This window comes from Candidatus Thermoplasmatota archaeon, assembly GCA_022848865.1.
GTDB lineage: Archaea > Thermoplasmatota > Thermoplasmata > RBG-16-68-12 > JAGMCJ01 > JAGMCJ01.
Genome location: JAJISE010000021.1, coordinates 14,578 through 32,827 on the forward strand (window position 1 = coordinate 14,578; position 18,250 = coordinate 32,827).

Below are 18,250 nucleotides of genomic sequence, written 5' to 3' on the forward strand. Positions count from 1 at the left end.
TTGTGGAGCTAATAGGAACAGGCGTTGAGGGGCTTGACGAGATGCTTGGTGGAGGGATTCCGAGGAACCATATAGTGACCGTCCTCGGCGCGTTCGGAACGGGCAAAACGACGCTCAGCCTCCAGTTCATCATGGAGGGTCTGACCAAGGGCGAGAAGTGCATATTCATAACCCTCGAGGAGGCCGTTGAATCGATAAAGATGAACGCCCAGTCCTTCGGCTGGGACCTGCAGAAGTATCAGGACGATGAGACCTTGGCGATAGTCAAGCTCGAGCCTGCTGACGTGAAGACTACGCTCACAAGGGTGAAGAGCGAGCTGCCCGCGTTCATCAGTAAGTTCAAGGCAGACAGGCTGGCGATAGACTCCATATCTCTGCTGAACATGATGTTCCCAGACGAAGTGAAGAGGAGGACCCAGCTCTTCGAGCTGTACCGGCAGATCAAGTCGACGGGCGCGACCGCCTTGCTGACGGCGGAGGCTAAGGACGACAATCCTAGGTCATCGAGGGACGGCCTTGTGGAATACGTCTCGGACGGCGTCATACTCCTCCTCTTCAACGAACCCGAAGGGTCCAAGGAGACCCAGCTGGTCATCCAGATTGTCAAGGTGAGGAGAAGAAAGCACTTGAGACAGAAGAAGCCCTACCTCATCACGAGTCACGGCATCGAGGTCCACACAGAGGCGGACGTATTCTAGCTCGTCCCCATCTCTTCCTTCAGGACGCGGCCCAGGCGCTTGATTCCTTCCTCGACCTCTTCTTCGGTGGGATAGCTGAAGTTGAGGCGCATGCTGTCCCTCCCGCCACTGTCGAACCGGAATGCCGCGCCGTGCACGTAGGCGACTTTGCGCTCGATCGCTTTGATGACCATCTTCTTCGTGTCCACCCCGGGAGCCGTCGCCCAGGTGAACATCCCTCCGTCTGGCCGCACCCACTCGACCCCCTCGGGGAAATAGGTCTCCATGGCCTCGAGCATTATGTTCCTCTTCGACCCGTAGATCTTCTTGATCTTCTCGATGTGGGAGTCCACCAGACCACGATGGAGATACTCATATGCGATGTACTGCGAGAACGTGGAGGTGCACAGATCGGTTGACTGCTTCGCGGTCACGAGGCTGTCCAGTATCTCCGTGGGCGCGACCGCCCACCCGAGCCTCAGTCCGGGTGCGAGGATCTTGGAGAACGTGCCAAGGTAGAAGACGTGTCCGTCCTCGTTGTCATAGGCCATCAGCGGGTCGATGTGGTCACCCTCGTACCTCAGTTCCCCGTAGGGGTCGTCCTCAAGGGCCAGGACATCGTACTCCTTCAGGATCTCTATCATCCTCTTCCTGTTCTCGGCGGGCATCGTGACGCCGGCGGGATTGTGGAATGTGGGGAGAACGTAGATGAACTTGGGCATCTTGCCCTCCTTCCGCTGCTCCTTCAGTTTCTCCTCGAGTACGTCGAGGTTCATGCCGTCGGCCTCCAGCGGGATCCCGATGAAGTCGGCCTGGAATGCGCCGAACGCATTTATCCCTCCAAGATAGGAGGGCAGAGAACATGCGACGAAGTCATGGGCATCCAGAAAGATTTTCGCAATCAAGTCGAGGGCCTGCTGACATCCGTGGGTCACAAGGATGTTCTCGTGCGTGCACTTCACGCCGAGCTTGTTCATCCTCTTGGCCAGCTCCTTCCTGAGCGGAGCGAGTCCTTCGGTCGTCCCGTACTGGAGCGCAACGCTCCCCTTTTCATCGAGGACGTCGATCGTTATGTCCTTCACGACATCGATGGGGAAGGCCTCCGGGCAGGGAAGTCCTCCAGCGAAGGAGATAATCTCAGGCTTCTGCGTGAGCTTCAGTAGCTCCCTTATCTCGGATCTCCTCATCTCGGCGATTCTGCCGGAAAAGAGACTGCTGAATTCAACCATTATCCCACCGATTTCGAGATGAGGTGAGAAGCATATATCATTTGTTTGACAAACAGTAGCACTGGCACATGAAGGCATTAAAAACATATACTGGGGGGGGATACCAAAGTGGCGATTCCTGTGAGGCTGCTGCGGAAGGGAAAGGTCAAGGACGTGTACGAAGTGAACGAGGGAGAGCTGGAGTTCCAGTTCTCGGACAGGATCTCGGTCTTTGACGTTATTGTGCCCACCCGCATTCCCAGGAAGGGAGAGGTCCTCTGCAGGATGGGTGCGCTCTGGTTCAGCGAGCTCAAGGACCTGGGTATCAGAACGCATTTTCTCGAGCTGAAGGGTCCAGACAGAATGAGGGTGAGGAGGACGAGGGTACCGAAAGAGTACGAGGGGCTTCCTCGATCCAACTACATGATACCGGTCGAGTGGATAAACAGGCACTACGTGGCGGGCTCGCTCCACAGACGACTGCAGGACGGGGGCATAGCGCCACGCTCCCTGGGATTCGAGACGGATGACGTTCCAGCTTATGGTGAGATGCTTCCGGTCCCCTTTTTCGAGCAGACGACCAAGTTCGAGAGCCATGACAGGGTCATCGACAGGGAAGAGGCCATGAACCTGAGCGGAATGACGGAGGACGAGTACAATGAGGTCAGGGACTTGGTCTTCATGATCGACGACCTGATTGAGAACAGAGTCAAGGGTGCGGACCTCACTCACGTGGACGGGAAGAAGGAGTTCGCGTTCGACGGGGATCGCAACCTGATGGTGGTAGACACGTTCGGGACGCCGGACGAGGACAGATTCTGGCAGAGGAGCAAGATGGACGAGGGCATGTTCATCGAGATGAGCAAGGAGCCCGTGAGGAAGTACTACGAATCGACCGGGTACCTCGACGACCTTACGAGAGCCAGGGACAAGGGCATGCCAGATCCGCCGATCCCTCCCCTTCCGGACGAGGAGGTCGAGTCCATATCTGGCCTCTACGCTGACGTCTATGAGCGGATAACTGGAGAACCTCTGTGAGAACCTGGAGTTGATTGGATGAAGTTCCACGAGTACAAGGCAAAAGAGCTCTTCGGAGACTACGGCATTCCCGTCCCAAGGGGCGTACTTGCCACGAGCGGGAAGGACATCAAGGGACTGGACTATCCAGTTGTCGTCAAGGCTCAGGTTCTCATCGGCGGGAGAAAGAAGGCCGGCGGCGTGAAGTTCGCGGATTCCCCTGAGGAAGCTTCCCGAGCGGTCGACGAGATTATCGGGATGGACATCCGCGGATACGAAGTGCGGCAGGTTCTCGTGGAGGAGCGCGCGGAAATCTCGAAGGAATACTACCTCGGAATCACGATAGACAGGGAGGAGAGGGCCCCGTTGCTGATGACCAGCGCGGAGGGCGGCGTCGAAATCGAGTCCGTTCCAGACGACAAGATACTCAAGAGGCACATCCCGCCCTTCTCGGTTCTCCCGTCCTACGTGCTGCGGGACGCATCCAAGTTCCTTGGGCTGGCGAAGGAGGAGGGGAAGGCCTTCTCCGCGATCGCGAGGGCGATGTTCCGCCTCTTCGAGAAGGAGGACGCCGAGCTCGTGGAGATAAACCCGCTCGTGCTCACGTCAAAGGGAGAGTTTGTTGCGGTGGATGCGAAGCTCACGTCCGACGACAGTGCGCTCTACCGCCACAAGGAGCTCCAGGGTATGGAACAGGACCTCACCCCGCTCGAGAGGGAGGCCAAGTCCAAGGGGATAGCCTTCATCCAGCTGGACGGAGACATCGGCGTCATCGCCAACGGTGCCGGTCTCACGATGGCCACGCTTGACATGATAAGCCTCAAGGGAGGCAAGGGTGGGGTCTTCCTCGACCTGGGCGGCACGGACGACCCAGAGAAGGTGAAGGAGGCGTTTCGGCTCATGAAGAAGGCCAAGCCCTCGGTCATCTTCCTCAACATCTTTGGAGGCATAACTAAGTGCGACTCGGTCGCGCAGGGCGTGAAGGAGGTCCTCGACGAGGAGGGAATCGACGTGGCGGTCGTCGCAAGGATAAAGGGCGTGAACGAGGACGAGGCAAAGCAGATACTGAGAGACGCTGGATTCGTTGCGGTAAGCTCGTTGGAACGGGCGGCCGAGGAAACCGTCCGACTGAGGGGATGAAGATGTCAATACTCGTCGACGAGAACTCAAGGGTCATCATCCAGGGAATCACCGGCCACCAGGGGATGTTCCACGCCAAGGCCATGCTCGGCTTTGGGACCAAGGTCGTGGCGGGCGTGACTCCGGGCAAGGCCGGGGAAACGGTCCACGGCGTTCCTGTCTTCGATTCCGTTCACGGGGCGGTCAAGTCAACGGACGCGGACACGTCCATGATCCTCGTCCCCGCCCCTTTCGCCCTCGATGCCTCCTTCGAGGCGATCGACGCTGGAATAGGACTCATTGTGATAATCACGGAGAGAATACCATTCCACGATGCGATAAGGATCGTGGCATATGCGAGGCAGAAGGGAACGACCATCATAGGCCCGAACTGCCCAGGAGTGATATCGCCTGGCAAGTGCAAGGTCGGGATCATGCCGAGCGGCATCTTCGAGCAGGGAACTGTGGGAGTGGTCTCGCGCAGCGGGACGCTCACATATGAGATAGTCAACGCGATAACCGAGAGCGGTCTCGGTCAGAGCACTTGCGTGGGCATAGGTGGCGATCCTATAATCGGCTCGAACATAGTCGAGGTACTGAAGATGTTCGAGGGTGACGAGGAAACTGAGTCCATCGTCATAGTGGGCGAGATTGGCGGGACCGCGGAGGAGAACGCCGCCGAGCACGTCAAAGGGATGAGGAAGAGCGTCTACGCGTACATCGCGGGCCGCACGGCGCCCCCGGGCAAGAGGATGGGGCACGCCGGTGCCATCATTGCGAGAGGCAAGGGGACCGCGGAGAGCAAAATCGCCGCGTTGAACGAGGCCGGTGTCGATGTCGCGAAGCACCCCGCGGAGATCGCGGAACTGATCAAAGGAGGATAGGTGGGGTTCGGGATGCTGCCAAGGAAGATCGTCGTCCCGTTTGTGATAGTCATCGTCATTGTTGTGGTCATTTCAGTAATCGCCCTGTCCGGCAATCAGGAACCTGAGGACAACACCCCTCCTGGCAAGGTGAGCGGGCTGAACGCCATTGACCAGCGGAACGGAAGAATCCTCCTCGTTTGGGATGCCGCGCACGACGATGTGGAGGTCGCATTCTACAACGTCTTCAGGGACATGAACAAGTTGGAGAAGAGGCCGTCCGTTCCGATAACCGTCGACGATCCGGGAGACGTTCGGGCCCCCCACGAATACCGAGTCCAGGCTGTGGACGAATCTGGAAACGAAGGCGACATCTCAGACGCGGTCAACATCTCATCTCTCCCGAGCGATATCATCGCCCCGTCCAAAGTTACGAGCCTCACGGTTCACACCTACGATAACCAGTTGAATCTCACCTGGGAGGAGGCGTGGGACAACGACAGGGTATCGGGATATCATGTTTACAGGAACGGGAAGGTCCTCGACTTCCAGCCCTCAAGGCCGCTGTACTACGATTTCAACGTCACGCCGATGCTGATCCACTCGTACCGAGTGAGCGCGGTCGATGCCTCTGGGAATGAGGGTCCGCTCTCAGCTGAGACCGAGGGCTATCTCCCGCCAGGAAGAGTAGGACAGATGGCTCTTGATTTCAACCTGACGGACGTATACGACAGGGACTTCAGCCTGAACGATTTTCTGGGAAAGGTCGTGCTTCTCGACCTCATGACCATCTATTGCGGCGCTTGCACAGACCAGGCATTGGAGCTAGTCGCCGTGTTCAACAACTACTCTCCAGATGACTTTCAGATGATATCGATTGATATATCTCTGGATGCGGACCCCCAGGACCTCATCATATTCAAGGAATCTTTCGCGGATGACTGGTTCTTCGCCGTGGACACAGACAATGTATCCGAGAAGTACAGCACTTGGGGCGTACCCATGGAGATAGTGATTGACAGATCGGGCGAGATCGCCTACGTCCATGTTGGTCTCGTCTCCGCCGAGGAGTTGGAGGACGTAATCGACCCCCTCATCACGACCTAGCGGTTTTGCCCGTTGTCCCGCCAGACGGCCCTGGGATTCCGTTTACTGGCTCGAAACTCAGCGGCAAACGGTTATATATCGAGTCTTTCATGAATCGAGACCGTGAGCAAGCTCGTCATATCCGAGAAGAGTTCCTCGGCACGGAGAATAGCGACCATCCTCTCCAACGGGAAGTCCAAGCGGCAGAGCATCGAGAGAGTCTCCTCGTATCACTTCGAGAGGGACGGTGAGGATTACTCCGTGATCGGTCTCAGGGGACACATCGTCGGCATGGACTATCCCGAGGAGCTCAACAGCTGGGCGGAAATCAACCCGAAGGACCTCGTGCGGGCAAAGCCTGAGAAGAAGATAATCATGAAGTCCATCGCCTCGGCCCTCAAGACCCTAGCGGAGGGAAAGGACGAGGTCATAGTGGCGACGGACTACGACAGAGAAGGGGAGCTCATAGGGGTGGAGGCCCTCGATATCGTGAAGGAGGTCGCCCCGAAGGCGGAGTTCAAGCGGGCGCGATTCAGCGCTCTGACGAAGGTGGACGTCGAGAGAGCGTTCGATGAGCTGACCGAGATAGATTACGCCCTCGCCGAGTCCGCAGAGACGAGGCAGGTAATCGATCTCGCATGGGGGGCGACCCTCACCAGATTCATCTCTCTCGCATCCGGTCGACTCGGGCGGGAGTTCCTTTCAGTTGGTCGCGTCCAGAGCCCGACATTGGCGCTCATAGTGGACAGGGAGAAGGAGATCGAACATTTCGAGGCCAAGCCGTTCTGGGACATACGCGCGACTTTCGAGAAGGGTATTGAGTTCACTGGACGGCACTCACACGGTAGATTCTGGAACAAGGTCGACGCCGAGACCGTCCTGAAGTCTGCCGACGGTGCGAAGACGGGAAAGGTGCAGCTATACGAGGCCAAGGAGGCCCCGGAGAGGCCCCCCGTTCCGTTCAACACGACCATCTTTCTGATGGAGGCCAACCGCCTCGGGTTCTCGGCCTCCAGGGCGATGAGCGTTGCGGAGACCCTCTACACGAGCGGATGGATCAGCTATCCCAGGACGGACAACACCGTCTACCCGCCAACGCTCGGTCTCAAGTTCCTATTGGAGAAGCTCTTGGGTTCCGCCTTCAGCAAGGAGGCGAAGGAACTCCTCAAGCAGGAGAAGATCGTCCCAACAAGGGGAAAGAGCTTCGCGACGGATCACCCGCCGATACACCCCGTGAGAGGCGCGAAGAAGTCGAAGATAACCGGCGACAAATGGACTATCTACGAGCTCGTCTGCAGGAGGTTCCTCGCAACGGTGGCGCCCCCCGCGCTGGTCAAGACGTCAAAGGCCGAGATCGATGTCAAGAAGGAGGTTTTCGTCTGCGAGGGGCGGGAGATACTTGACCCGGGTTGGAGGAACTACTATCCCTATTATCCAGCCAAGGAGTCCGACCTGCCGGAGCTGTCCGAGGGGGAGAGCATCAAGCTACTGGGAGTGAACATGGAGGAGGACAAGACCAAACCTCCGCCGAGGTTCTCACAGGGAAAACTCATCCAAGAAATGGAGAGGCTAGGTCTCGGCACCAAGAGCACGAGGCACGAGATAATAAAGAAGCTCTACAACAGGAAGTACGTCGAGGGAAAATACCTCACGCCAACGGTCTCTGCGAGAGCGGTCATAGATGCCCTTGGGGACCACAACGTCGGGATAGAGAAGCCCGAGATGACGAATCTGCTGGAGAAGGATATGCTAGAGATCGCGAACGGAAGCAAGAGCGGAGGACAGGTCGTCGAAGAATCCCAAGACATCCTCGAAGAGGTCATGGAGACCCTCCAGTCCAACAGAAAGGAGATCGGCGGGGAGATCAAGAGGGCTCTCAGGATGCAGAACTACATAGGAGTCTGCAAGTCCTGCGGCGGAGACCTGAATGTGATCAGATCCAGGGCGGGCCAGAGATTCGTTGGCTGCTCAGGCTTCCCGGAGTGCAAGGTCACGCATCCACTGCCACAGGCGGGGAAGGTAATCCCCACGATGGAGACGTGCGAGGAATGCGGCTCACCGATGATAGAGATCACAGAACGGGGAGGCAAGGAGAACATTTGCGTTGACGCCAAATGCCCGACGACAAGGGAGAGGAACCTGCTCGGCACGTGCAGCAAGTGCGGAGGCGACCTCACAATCAGATACTCAAAGAGGGGGAAGAGGTTCGTCGGCTGCTCCAGCTACCCGAAGTGCACCAACTCGTTCCCGCTCCCACAGAAGGGGTACATCCAACCGACAAAGGAGACATGCGACACGTGCGGATCCCCGATCATCACCGTCCTCATGAGGAACAGGAGAAAATGGACCCTCTGCGTCAACCCGGACTGTAAAACGAAAAAGTTCAAGCAGGCCTGATTACTGCCTTCTGGGCTCCTTCGCCTTCGGGCGGAGCTCCTTGCTCCCGCACTTCCTGCATCTGGTTGCTCTCATTGCATTTCGTGCGTAGCACTTCATGCATATCATCTTGGCGAGCGTTCTTGCTTCAGCCTCTGGAAAGCGGGCCATGTACCTTATCGCATATTCGCTTTCCTATTAAACCCTTGCTCCATCTCAAGCCCAAGAGCCCGTGGCACCAGTGCCGAAGGATGCGCAAGGAGAAGGCTTTTTGCCCGAATGCCGATTACTCACCGGATGCGGACGATCGGTCTCGTTGTCAATCCCATTGCGGGAATGGGCGGTCGCGTGGGCCTGAAGGGAACGGACGGTGTCCTCGAGAAGGCGCTGGAGCTGGGCGGAAAGCCCGTTGCGCCAGAGAAGATGTCCAAGTTCCTGGACACGCTCTCCTCCCTGCTGAAGAACGAGAACATCGATGGAATCGAGTGGCTCACCTGCGGCGGGTCGATGGGCGCGAGCTACCTTGAGGAGTTCGGCAAGGGGCCCTGGGAATGGGAGGTCGTCTTCAAACCAGGAGATCCCACTGCCGCAGAGGACACGAAGGATGCCTGCAGTGTCTTTTCGGAGAGAGATGCGGGGCTCATAGTGTTCTGCGGCGGGGACGGCACCGCCAGAGACATCTGGAAGGTCGTCGGGAACGAGATCCCCATGATAGGCATCCCGTCTGGTGTGAAGATGCACTCCGGGGTCTTCGGAATGAATCCAGAAGCCGTGGCATTCATCGTGCTGAGGCTCCTCTTGGGCGAGCTGGATGTCGCGGACGGTGAGATCCTCGACCTGGACGAGGAGAGATATCGGGCGGGAGAGTGGCACATCCGGCTCTTCGGAATCGCGAGCACACCGAACGAGCCCAGCTACGTCCAGGTCGGGAAGATGCACGCCGAAGCTGTTCCAGAGGAAGATATGAAATCCGAGCTAGCGGAGCACGTCGCCGAGGACATGAGCGAGAACAAGGACACCTTGTACATACTCGGATCGGGCTCCACTGTCGCCGCGATATCCAAGGAGATAGGCGTGGATTGCTCGCTGCTCGGCGTGGACGCCGTCTATCGGGGTGAGCTCTTGGAGAAGGATCTTAACGAGGATCGGCTCCTTTCTCTCCTCGACCAGTACGAAGAGGTCAAGCTTGTCCTCACTCCGATAGGCGCCCAGGGCTTCATCCTGGGCAGGGGGAACCTTCAGCTCTCTCCAGCGGTCATCAGGAGAGTGGGCCTCAACGATATCGTGATAATCTGTACGCCAGGGAAGCTCAGGAGAACGCCCTTCCTCAGGGTTGACACGGGCGACAGCGACCTGGACCGAGAGTTCAGGGCCAGGGAATACCTCACGGTCGTGACGGGCTACAGAACGATGAAGCTATGGAAAATCGCGCAATGAAAGGGCTTATGAAGGGGAAGGCTATACCACTTTGCCAATACTTAGGGGGAGGTCATTTTGCAGGAGAAGATGAAGGCCATTGTGAAGGTGCGACCAGAAGAGGGCGGCACGGAGATGCAGGAGGTCCCGGTGCCCAAGCCAAAGCGCAATGAGGCCCTGATAAAGATGGAAGCCGTCTCCATCTGTGGGACGGATGTGCACATATACGAATGGGATGACTGGGCTTCGAAGAGGATCAACGTCCCGCTGATTTACGGTCACGAGTTCTCGGGCGTGATTGAGGAGCTCGGAGCGGACGTGATGGGCTTCGAGAAGGGAGACAGGGTCTCAGGAGAATGCCACGTCCACGACAACACGTGTTTCCAGTGCAGAACTGGCAACGCCCACATCTGCGAGAACATGAAGATATTCGGCGTGGATATGACAGGGATATTCGCGGAGTACTCCGCGCTCCCGGCAGCGAACCTGCTCAAGAGCGGCGATATGCCCGCGAAATTCGTCACGATCCAGGACCCGCTGGGCAACGCCGTTCACACGGTCTTCACCACAGACGTCCCAGGAAGAAACGTGGCCGTCTTGGGGCTCGGTCCGATCGGGCTCATGTCAGTGGCGGTCTGCAAGACTGTCGGTGCGAGAAAGGTCTTCGGGATAGGTCGAAAGAACAAGTACAGAATCGAACTCGGGAAGGAATGCGGGGCGGATTTCGCGCTGAGCAGCCTCACGGATGACGTCGAGAAAATAGTCGCGGACAACACAGAGGGGCGCGGTGTGGACGTGGTCCTGGAGATGACGGGGAACCCCCACGCCGTCAACCAGGGTCTGGACATGCTCAGGCCGGGCGGAACGTTGGCACTCCTAGGCGTGTTCTCGGGCCCATGGACGACAGACCTGAACGAGAAAGTGATCTTCAAGTACACGACGATCAAGGGCATCAACGGACGGTTGATGTTCGACACCTGGTACAGGATGCGCGGGCTCCTGGAATCGGGGAGCCTGAACCTCGATCCCATAGTCACGCACGAGATGAAGTTCGATCAGTTCGAGGAGGGCATGGCCGCCATGAGGTCCGGCAACTCCGGCAAGGTCGTCCTGTACATGGACTGGTTCAAACCATAAGGCAATGATTAATAGTGACGAATGCTTGAAAGGTGAAACCCAAAGGAGGTAAGAAGATGAGAGACCCAAGTGGATTCATGCGGGAGGAATATCAGACACTCGTTGAGAAGGGATTCGACTGGAAACTGCGCGTTCTTGAAGGCCCCTCCGCACCGAGATGCCGGGTGGATGGAAAGGACGTGATAATGCTCTGCTCGAACAACTACCTGAATCTGAGCAACCATCCGAGACTGAGGCAAGCTGCCAAGGAGGCCATAGACACTCACGGTGCGGGCTCTGGCTCGGTCAGACCCATCGCGGGGAACATGGACCTGCACATCAAGGTGGAGAAGAAACTCGCCGGTTTCAAGAGGACCGAGTCTTCGCTCATATACCAGACAGGTTTCGCTGCGAATGCAGGGCTTGTGCCGCAGCTGGCCGGGAAGGGAGATGTCATAATATCGGACGAGCTCAACCACGGCTCCATCATTGATGGCGTCAGGCTCACGAAGTCGGACAGGATGATATTCCCGCACCGCGACATGGGGGAGCTCGAGAATGTGCTCAAGGAGGCGGACAAGAAGTACAACAAGATACTCATCGTGACGGATGGCGTTTTCTCGATGGATGGCGATATCCAGCACATGGACAAGATACAAGACCTTGCCAATGAGGTTGGGGCGATGACCTTTGTCGATGATGCCCACGGAGAGGGCGTCATAGGACCCGACGGAAGGGGAATAGGAGCTCACTTCGACCTCTCAGGCAAGATTGACGTGGAGATGGGGACGTTCTCCAAAGCATACGGTGTCGTGGGAGGCCTCATCGCGGGATCCCAGGATCTGGTCAACTTCGCGCTGAACAAGTCTAGAACGTTCCTCTTGTCAGGATCCCACCCACCGCAGGTCGCAGCTGCACAGTACGCCGCAATCGACGTACTCGAGACAGAACCAGAGCACGTGAACAACCTGTGGGACAACACGAAGTACTTCAAGAACGAGCTCGACTCGATGGGCTTCGACACTGGTCAGAGCGAGACCCCGATAACACCGGTCATGGTGGGCGATTCCCACAAGGCCAAAGCCCTCTCGGAGAGGACTTTCGAGCTGGGTGTATTCGCACTTCCCATCGTGTTCCCGATGGTGGCAAGGGACAAGGCGAGAATAAGGACTATGATGAACGCCGGGCTCACGAAGGACGATCTCAACGATGCCCTCGCCGCGTTCGAGAAGGCCGGAAAGGAGCTCGATATCATCTAACCGCAGACGGCCCGAGAAGACATGTCCGAGATGATGCTGGCCGAGCCAGTTCGAAAGGTATTTATAGGGTCGACCTCACTACTGACTTTCGCCAAATGACCCCCACTTTGGGGGTCCTCTTAATGGAGGAGGACGGTAATGTCTCGAAGGTTTGTGATAGCTGTATTCGCTCTGTTCTTGGCCTTCACATGGAGTCTCGTGCAAGATGTCCCACAGGCAACTGCCGAGGACGAACCGCTCGGGGGACTATATGGAGGCGATTTCGTCGTTGCAGTACCGCAGGATGCGGTCTTCACTCTGGACCCCACCGGGGATCCGGACGAGACGAGCGAGCACATAATCGATCTGCTGTACGACCCTCTTGCTCGGATACATCCAGATACCCTTCTTCCGATTCCATGGGTGGCGTCGAGCTGGATTGTTGATGAGGCCAACGAGACCGTGCTTGTCACAATGAGAGACGATGTGACGTGGCACGATGGCACACCTGTGAGTGCTGATGATGTCATCTACACGTACACCGTCGATTATTCCGTGACCAAGGTGTCGGATGCGCAGGTCTTCTTCAACCTCTCTGCTAGCGATGATGATGGTAAGTTCTTGAGCATTGGTTTGACACGTCCCCTCATAAAGAGCGGTGATGTCGAGCGGGTCGAAGGGTGCGGGCCATTTGCGCTTGTCTCACAGGGCAGCGATGAGGTCGTCGTTGAGGCCTACGACGGGTACTTCGATGGTAGACCCTATCTGGACTCCGTGACCTTTCAGAAGTACGAACGGTTTAGTCATGAGACTGATGAAACGGCAGACGACATAATCACAGGAGGACTCGGCCTGATCGGATGGCCCCTGAGCATTGTTGAGAGCTCCGTCCTACTGAACGTGTCGAACTCCACGATAATCAACGCGGCATCTGTTGTCCTGAACCCTTCGTTGACGTTTCTCTACGCGGGAATCAACACGCAGAGATTTCCGCTCAATGAGACTGTCATAAGGAAAGCAATAGCAATGGTCTCTGACAAAGACCTCTGCCTGACACTGGAAAAGAACACTATCATCGCTGACTCGGTCATAAACCCAGCAAACTCATTCTGGCTGAACACCAGCGTCCCCAGGTATAGAGTCAAGAACAAGGTAGAGGGCGGAGCGAGTAAGGCGGACCTCGACGCTGTGAAGGTAATGCTGGACGAGTCTGGATACACGGACCAAGACTCTGATGGTTTTCGAGAATTGCCTAACGGATCGGATTTCAGTTTCGAGATCGTTTATCCTTCGGTGGATATCGATATCGCGAAGGATGGAATAACCAGCAAACTTCTGGATAGGCTCCAGACGATAGGACTTGACGCAAGAGGCAGGCCGATGGGTGAATGGTCGGAACTTGAATCTGAGATTCACTCTGGCAACTTCGATGTCTTCATACATGTTCTCGACGCAAGAAGAGACCCAAGCTTCATGAGAGAACTCCTGCACTCAGCCAGCCCAAACAACTACGTGGGATATCAGAACTCCGCTCTCGATGGGATTCTTGAAGACGCTGATGCTGAGATAAGCATGACTGTCAGACAGAGCCTGGTGAGGGATGCCCAGGGGTGGATCGCAGAGGACAACCCTCTGATTCCACTACTCCACTACGAGGTCCAGGAGGCAGTGAACAAGACGAAGTATACGGGCTGGGTGAACATGGTTGAGGGCGTGTACAACTTCTGGTCCTTCAGGAGTCTCCACCTCGCGCAGAGTGATCCTCCACGCGTATCAGTAATAATCCTCGCAGACCAGATCAGTTCCGGTGAGACTTTGAACGTGAGAGTCGAGGTGAGGCACCCAGAGACATTCGAGTCGATGGAAGGAGTCTACATTAACGTCACGGAATCGCTGGACCCCGACATGAGCTATGCAGAATACACTGATAGCAATGGTTCTTTCGAGTTCGTATGGACGGCCCCAGCCCTGACTGAGCCTGACACGGCAGTCTTCAGTGCTCGCGCGATCATGCCTGGTTTCCCCGAGGGCACGGCAGAGGGTGAGATCACGGTCTATCCAGGAGCTAGAACTCTTCGTGTTGACATGTCAATAAACCCCAAGAGCATGCCCTCTGGCGATGCCGCGACCGTCACCATTACGGTCAGAGACGTGCAGACGCTTGCGTTGGTTGAGGGTGCTGAGGTTAGTCTCTGGATAAAACCCGAAGGGCTTGAGGGAAGCCTGGGCAGCACCTCCGGGACGACTGATGCAAATGGAGCGTTCCAGACCACGTTCATGGCTTCAGTGACCGTTGACACGACCTTCTTGATTATCGGGGAGGTTTCGAAGACCGGGTATTCTGACGGAGGGGCTCAAACGGCCGTGTTGGTCGACAGGTCGGGAGGGACTGCCCCGCCCATGCCAGGACTCGATGCCGTTTCGATCATGCTGATGTTGATCGCTGTCACCCTTGGGTACGCCTACGTGAGAAGGACCAGAAGGAACTGACCGAAAAGGAAATAATCCGCCCCGGTTATCAGCGACACGTCATGACTGAAGATGTTTTGCTCAAAGGTGTCAGAAGATTCGAATGGGCGAAGACCCACATGGGGCTGTTGAGTGAGGTCCGAAAGAGGTTGAAGAAGGAACGTGCGTTCGAGGGGCTCAAGGTCAGCATGGCTCTTCATGTGGAGGCCAAGACAGGGGTCCTGGCATGGACACTGAGCGAGGCCGGGGCCGATGTGAGACTGGCCTCCTGCAATCCTCTGTCCACGGACGATTCCGTCTCTATGGCCCTGAGAGAGGAGTATGGTCTGGACGTCTTCGCAAAGAAGTGGGAGACAAGGAACGAGTACTACAGCAACCTGAACTCCGTTCTCGACCTGAAACCGGACTTCCTCATAGATGATGGGGGAGATCTGATCTTCTTGACCCACACGAAGAGAAAGGAGCTGCTGCGGTCGGTGAAGGGTGCGAACGAGGAGACGACCACCGGAATAATCCGCCTCAGAGCAATGGCTCATTCCGGAGAACTTGAGTTCCCGGTCATCTCGGTGAACGACGCACACATGAAGTACCTCTTTGACAACAGGTACGGAACAGGCCAGTCGACCTTGGACGGGATAATGACGAGCACGAATCTTCTGATAGCGGGGAAGAAATTCGTGGTCTCGGGCTACGGATGGTGCGGCAGAGGCATAGCAATGAGAGCGAAGGGGATGGGAGCGCACGTCGTGGTGACCGAAGTCAATCCTGTGAGGGCGGTGGAGGCGAAGCTAGACGGCTTCGAAGTCATGCCCATGGAGGAAGCCGTCAGAAGCGCGGACTTCATCGTGAGCGCGACCGGGTGCAAGGACGTGTTCACGGGCAAGCACCTCGACATAGTCAAGGACGGATGCATCCTTGCGAATGCTGGGCACTTCGACAACGAGATATCGAAGGAGGCCCTCTCGAAGGCCTCCAAGAAGGTCGAGAAGGTCAGGGAGTTCGTGGAGAGATACGACCTAACGAACGGGAAGTCCCTGTACCTCCTTGGAGAGGGAAGACTGATCAACCTTGTGGCCGGCCAAGGCCACCCCGTCGAGATCATGGACATGAGCTTCTCCATCCAAGCCCTCGCCCTTGAGTACCTCTCCAAGAATCACGAGTCGCTTGAAAATGAGGTGTACAATATTCCGAAGGAAATCGATGAGGAGGTTGCCCGCATCAAGCTCAAGACCATGGGAGTGAAGATAGACAGACTGACGGCCTCTCAAGAGAAGTACCTGACTGACTGGAAAGAGGGCACTTGACGAGGGATGGTAGCATGGCTGAGTTCTTCCTGGGAGTGTACGGCCACACTGTCCTCGACCACATAATCACGGTTCCACGACTTCCCCCACCCAATACGTCGATCGAGCTTATCGACAGACAGGTCTTCTTCGGCGGGACCGGTGCCAACATTGCGAGGACCGCCTCATCCCTCGGTGTGAGAACCGCCTTGTCCTCATTCGTGGGGGAGGACTTTCCCGCCGACTACGAAGAGGCTCTGAGGGCTGCGGACGTAGATATATCGGAACTGGTGAAGGTTGAAGGATACAGCACTCCAGTCGCCTGGATATTCTCGGACCAGGAGCACAATCAGGTTTGTGTGATAGACCAAGGCCCATATCGGGACTCGGGGACTTTCGACGTCCGTGAGAACACCGTCAGGCACTCCGAGATCGTCCACATATGCACTGGGAGGCCGGAATACTACATCAAGGTCATCGACCTCGCCCTCGAGCTGGGAAGGAAGGTGAGCTTCGACCCTGCGCAAGAGATCCACTATGTCTACGACAAGGACACGTTCAACCAGTTCCTGAGGCGGACGGACCAATTCTTTGCGAATGAGAGCGAGATCAGAACGGCGCTCAAGTTCACTGGATTGCGGAAGATGGAAGAGCTCGCTGAGATTGTGGACCTTCTCGTCGTCACATTGGGAGAGAAGGGGAGCCTCATTTTCCATGAGGGGGAGAGGCACGAGATTCCGGCGATAAGACCCGACAGAACCGAGGAGGCCACGGGTATGGGGGACGCCTACCGGGCGGGCTTCTACGCCGCGTGGAGCAGAGGCATGGATTTCATCAAGTGCGGGTGGGCAGGCTCGGCGACCGCAAGCTTCGCGATGGAGTCCCGGGGTGGGCAGACGAACGTACCGACATGGGAAGACGTACTTCTGCGCGTGGAAGAGAACCTCTAGGAGTTTCAGAATCCCGTCGGTAAAAGTGCGATTCTGGTGATAGCCAGTACCCACTATGACCCACATAGAAAGCTTTATAGACGGCGAAAAGCTTACGGTGCTCGGGTGAGATTGTGGCCATAGGTTTCGTCCTGATAAGTACCGCACCCGCGAAGGAGCATGAAGTCTATAATGAGCTCCAGTCGGTCGATGAGATAGTTGAACTTCACCCGCTCTTCGGGGAATATGACCTGATAGCCAAGATCGAGGCGGAGGACTTCAATGTTCTCGGTCAAGTTGTCGTGGATAAGATCAGATCCATAAGTGGTGTGATAGACACAAAGACCCTAACGGGAATCAAGTTCTAGGAGGACGAAAAATGATAGACATCAGTGCCGGGGAATTCATAACGATATTGATATTCTCGTTCGCCCTCTTCCTGCTAATAACAGGAGCCTTCACGGCATACTTCGGCAGCGGGAAGAGCAGGAAGATAGGAGCAGGTTTGCTCGCGGGCGGACTCGTGATAGGAATTATCTGGGCATACCTTGAGTGGCAACAGAAAAGCGCGTTGGGCGATTTCCTGAGTGTCAACGACCTGGGGAGCCTCATCGTGGGATCCATATATGTTCTGGTCGCGGCTCTAATCGGGGCGGGTTTGGCCATAGGCCTGTTCCTTCTGACCATAATGAAGTCCTAGCCTCAGAAACCCTTATCTGTTTTCTCGTGTCTTCGGGTAGTGAGAACTATGTCTGTCCTCGTGATACTCGGCAGCAAGTCCGACAAGAAGATTGGAGACAAAGCCATCGACATTCTCGCGCAGTTCGGCGTGAATTCCAAGATGATTGTTGCGTCGGCCCACAGATCGCCCGAGTATCTGCACGATGAGATCGAAAGAAGCGATGCCAAGGTCATTATAGCGGTTGCCGGTCTTTCTGCGGCGCTCCCTGGTGCCGTTGCTTCGAAGACGATACGCCCTGTCATCGGAGTGCCGGTGAGCGGCAAAATCAGCCTTGACTCCCTCCTCTCCGTTGTGCAGATGCCCCCTGGGATTCCCGTTGCGGCGGTCGGGCTGGACAGGGGAGAGAACGCGGCCATTCTGGCGGTCGAGATTTTGTCGATATCCGACGATCAGCTGAGAGAGAAGCTGGAGAAGCACAGAAAGAGGCTGAAGGAGTGGACAATCGAGGATTCCAAGTCAATCGGTGATTAGTTGTTCGATCCGGAGGAGTTCATCGAAAAGCAGGCCGAGGACCTGGCGGCAGAGGTGGATGGGAAGGCCATAATAGGCGTCTCTGGGGGCGTGGACAGCATGGTCGCCGCAATCCTCATGGACCGCGCGATAGGCGAGCGGCTTTTCGCGGTTTACGTCAACAATGGGTTCATGCGCAAGAACGAGGACGCTGAGGTCGGCAAGGCTTTCGACGCGACCGGGGTGAAGTACAGAATCGTG

The 18,250-nt window shown here is 56.6% G+C and carries 18 protein-coding genes; 16 read left to right on the forward strand and 2 right to left on the reverse strand.

Annotated features, from left to right (window positions below; genetic code table 11):
- Positions 1-2 precede the first annotated feature (2 nt).
- Positions 3-698 carry a KaiC domain-containing protein gene (locus LN415_05430; protein ID MCJ2556535.1) on the forward strand — a complete coding sequence of 232 codons (696 nt, stop codon included), beginning with the start codon at positions 3-5 and terminating at the stop codon, positions 696-698.
- On the opposite strand, the gene LN415_05435 is transcribed toward LN415_05430, so the two are convergent.
- Positions 695-1,906 (reverse strand): PLP-dependent aminotransferase family protein, encoded by a 1,212-nt coding sequence (locus LN415_05435; GenBank protein MCJ2556536.1) that lies wholly within the window; start codon positions 1,904-1,906, stop codon positions 695-697. The genes LN415_05430 and LN415_05435 overlap by 4 nt on opposite strands.
- Before the next feature lie 108 nt (positions 1,907-2,014).
- Here LN415_05435 and LN415_05440 point away from each other — a divergent pair, with 108 nt between their 5' ends.
- From LN415_05440 to LN415_05460, 5 genes are all read left to right on the forward strand, one after another.
- A complete protein-coding gene (locus LN415_05440) occupies positions 2,015-2,923 on the forward strand; it encodes a phosphoribosylaminoimidazolesuccinocarboxamide synthase (GenBank protein MCJ2556537.1) in 909 nt (302 codons plus the stop codon).
- Positions 2,924-2,941: 18 nt separating this feature from the next.
- Positions 2,942-4,042 (forward strand): ADP-forming succinate--CoA ligase subunit beta, encoded by a 1,101-nt coding sequence (sucC, locus tag LN415_05445; GenBank protein MCJ2556538.1) that lies wholly within the window; start codon positions 2,942-2,944, stop codon positions 4,040-4,042.
- A 2-nt stretch (positions 4,043-4,044) separates the two neighbouring features.
- Complete coding sequence (sucD, locus tag LN415_05450) at positions 4,045-4,905, forward strand: succinate--CoA ligase subunit alpha (protein MCJ2556539.1); 861 nt, start codon at positions 4,045-4,047, stop codon at positions 4,903-4,905.
- On the forward strand, positions 4,906-5,991 hold the full coding sequence (locus LN415_05455; GenBank protein MCJ2556540.1) for a TlpA family protein disulfide reductase: 1,086 nt from the start codon (positions 4,906-4,908) through the stop codon (positions 5,989-5,991).
- 102 nt (positions 5,992-6,093) lie between these two features.
- Positions 6,094-8,367 (forward strand): DNA topoisomerase I, encoded by a 2,274-nt coding sequence (locus tag LN415_05460; GenBank protein MCJ2556541.1) that lies wholly within the window; start codon positions 6,094-6,096, stop codon positions 8,365-8,367.
- On the opposite strand, the gene LN415_05465 is transcribed toward LN415_05460, so the two are convergent.
- Positions 8,368-8,517, reverse strand: coding sequence for a 50S ribosomal protein L40e (locus LN415_05465; GenBank protein ID MCJ2556542.1), 150 nt, complete (start codon positions 8,515-8,517; stop codon positions 8,368-8,370).
- 108 nt (positions 8,518-8,625) lie between these two features.
- Between LN415_05465 and LN415_05470 the strand changes: the two genes are divergently transcribed.
- The 10 genes from LN415_05470 to LN415_05515 all read left to right on the forward strand — a co-directional run.
- Entirely contained in the window at positions 8,626-9,783 is a 1,158-nt protein-coding gene (locus LN415_05470; GenBank protein MCJ2556543.1) for an ATP-NAD kinase family protein, read from the forward strand.
- 57 nt (positions 9,784-9,840) lie between these two features.
- Complete coding sequence (gene tdh, locus LN415_05475) at positions 9,841-10,899, forward strand: L-threonine 3-dehydrogenase (GenBank protein MCJ2556544.1); 1,059 nt, start codon at positions 9,841-9,843, stop codon at positions 10,897-10,899.
- 56 nt (positions 10,900-10,955) lie between these two features.
- Complete coding sequence (locus tag LN415_05480; protein ID MCJ2556545.1) at positions 10,956-12,137, forward strand: aminotransferase class I/II-fold pyridoxal phosphate-dependent enzyme; 1,182 nt, start codon at positions 10,956-10,958, stop codon at positions 12,135-12,137.
- 138 nt (positions 12,138-12,275) lie between these two features.
- Positions 12,276-14,606 (forward strand): ABC transporter substrate-binding protein, encoded by a 2,331-nt coding sequence (locus LN415_05485; protein MCJ2556546.1) that lies wholly within the window; start codon positions 12,276-12,278, stop codon positions 14,604-14,606.
- Between the two features lie 41 nt (positions 14,607-14,647).
- Positions 14,648-15,889, forward strand: a complete 1,242-nt coding sequence (locus LN415_05490; protein ID MCJ2556547.1) for an adenosylhomocysteinase — start codon at positions 14,648-14,650, stop codon at positions 15,887-15,889.
- A gap of 14 nt (positions 15,890-15,903) precedes the next feature.
- Positions 15,904-16,818, forward strand: coding sequence for a carbohydrate kinase family protein (locus LN415_05495; GenBank protein ID MCJ2556548.1), 915 nt, complete (start codon positions 15,904-15,906; stop codon positions 16,816-16,818).
- Between the two features lie 113 nt (positions 16,819-16,931).
- Complete coding sequence (locus tag LN415_05500; GenBank protein MCJ2556549.1) at positions 16,932-17,165, forward strand: Lrp/AsnC ligand binding domain-containing protein; 234 nt, start codon at positions 16,932-16,934, stop codon at positions 17,163-17,165.
- A gap of 11 nt (positions 17,166-17,176) precedes the next feature.
- Positions 17,177-17,497 (forward strand): hypothetical protein, encoded by a 321-nt coding sequence (locus LN415_05505; protein ID MCJ2556550.1) that lies wholly within the window; start codon positions 17,177-17,179, stop codon positions 17,495-17,497.
- A 48-nt stretch (positions 17,498-17,545) separates the two neighbouring features.
- Positions 17,546-18,010, forward strand: a complete 465-nt coding sequence (gene purE, locus LN415_05510) for a 5-(carboxyamino)imidazole ribonucleotide mutase (protein MCJ2556551.1) — start codon at positions 17,546-17,548, stop codon at positions 18,008-18,010.
- A partial coding sequence (locus LN415_05515; protein ID MCJ2556552.1) for a glutamine-hydrolyzing GMP synthase subunit GuaA occupies positions 18,011-18,250 on the forward strand: 240 nt, incomplete at its 3' end.

Excerpts from the sequence above, each read along its gene's own strand:
- LN415_05435 (MCJ2556536.1), bottom strand. The coding sequence starts at position 1,906 with ATGGTTGAATTCAGCAGTCTCTTTTCCGGCAGAATCGCCGAGATGAGG.
- sucC (MCJ2556538.1), top strand. The coding sequence starts at position 2,942 with ATGAAGTTCCACGAGTACAAGGCAAAAGAGCTCTTCGGAGACTACGGC.
- sucD (MCJ2556539.1), top strand. The coding sequence starts at position 4,045 with ATGTCAATACTCGTCGACGAGAACTCAAGGGTCATCATCCAGGGAATC.
- LN415_05465 (MCJ2556542.1), bottom strand. The coding sequence starts at position 8,517 with ATGGCCCGCTTTCCAGAGGCTGAAGCAAGAACGCTCGCCAAGATGATA.
- LN415_05470 (MCJ2556543.1), top strand. The coding sequence starts at position 8,626 with ATGCCGATTACTCACCGGATGCGGACGATCGGTCTCGTTGTCAATCCC.
- LN415_05480 (MCJ2556545.1), top strand. The coding sequence starts at position 10,956 with ATGAGAGACCCAAGTGGATTCATGCGGGAGGAATATCAGACACTCGTT.
- LN415_05485 (MCJ2556546.1), top strand. The coding sequence starts at position 12,276 with ATGTCTCGAAGGTTTGTGATAGCTGTATTCGCTCTGTTCTTGGCCTTC.
- LN415_05490 (MCJ2556547.1), top strand. The coding sequence starts at position 14,648 with ATGACTGAAGATGTTTTGCTCAAAGGTGTCAGAAGATTCGAATGGGCG.
- LN415_05495 (MCJ2556548.1), top strand. The coding sequence starts at position 15,904 with ATGGCTGAGTTCTTCCTGGGAGTGTACGGCCACACTGTCCTCGACCAC.
- LN415_05505 (MCJ2556550.1), top strand. The coding sequence starts at position 17,177 with ATGATAGACATCAGTGCCGGGGAATTCATAACGATATTGATATTCTCG.
- purE (MCJ2556551.1), top strand. The coding sequence starts at position 17,546 with ATGTCTGTCCTCGTGATACTCGGCAGCAAGTCCGACAAGAAGATTGGA.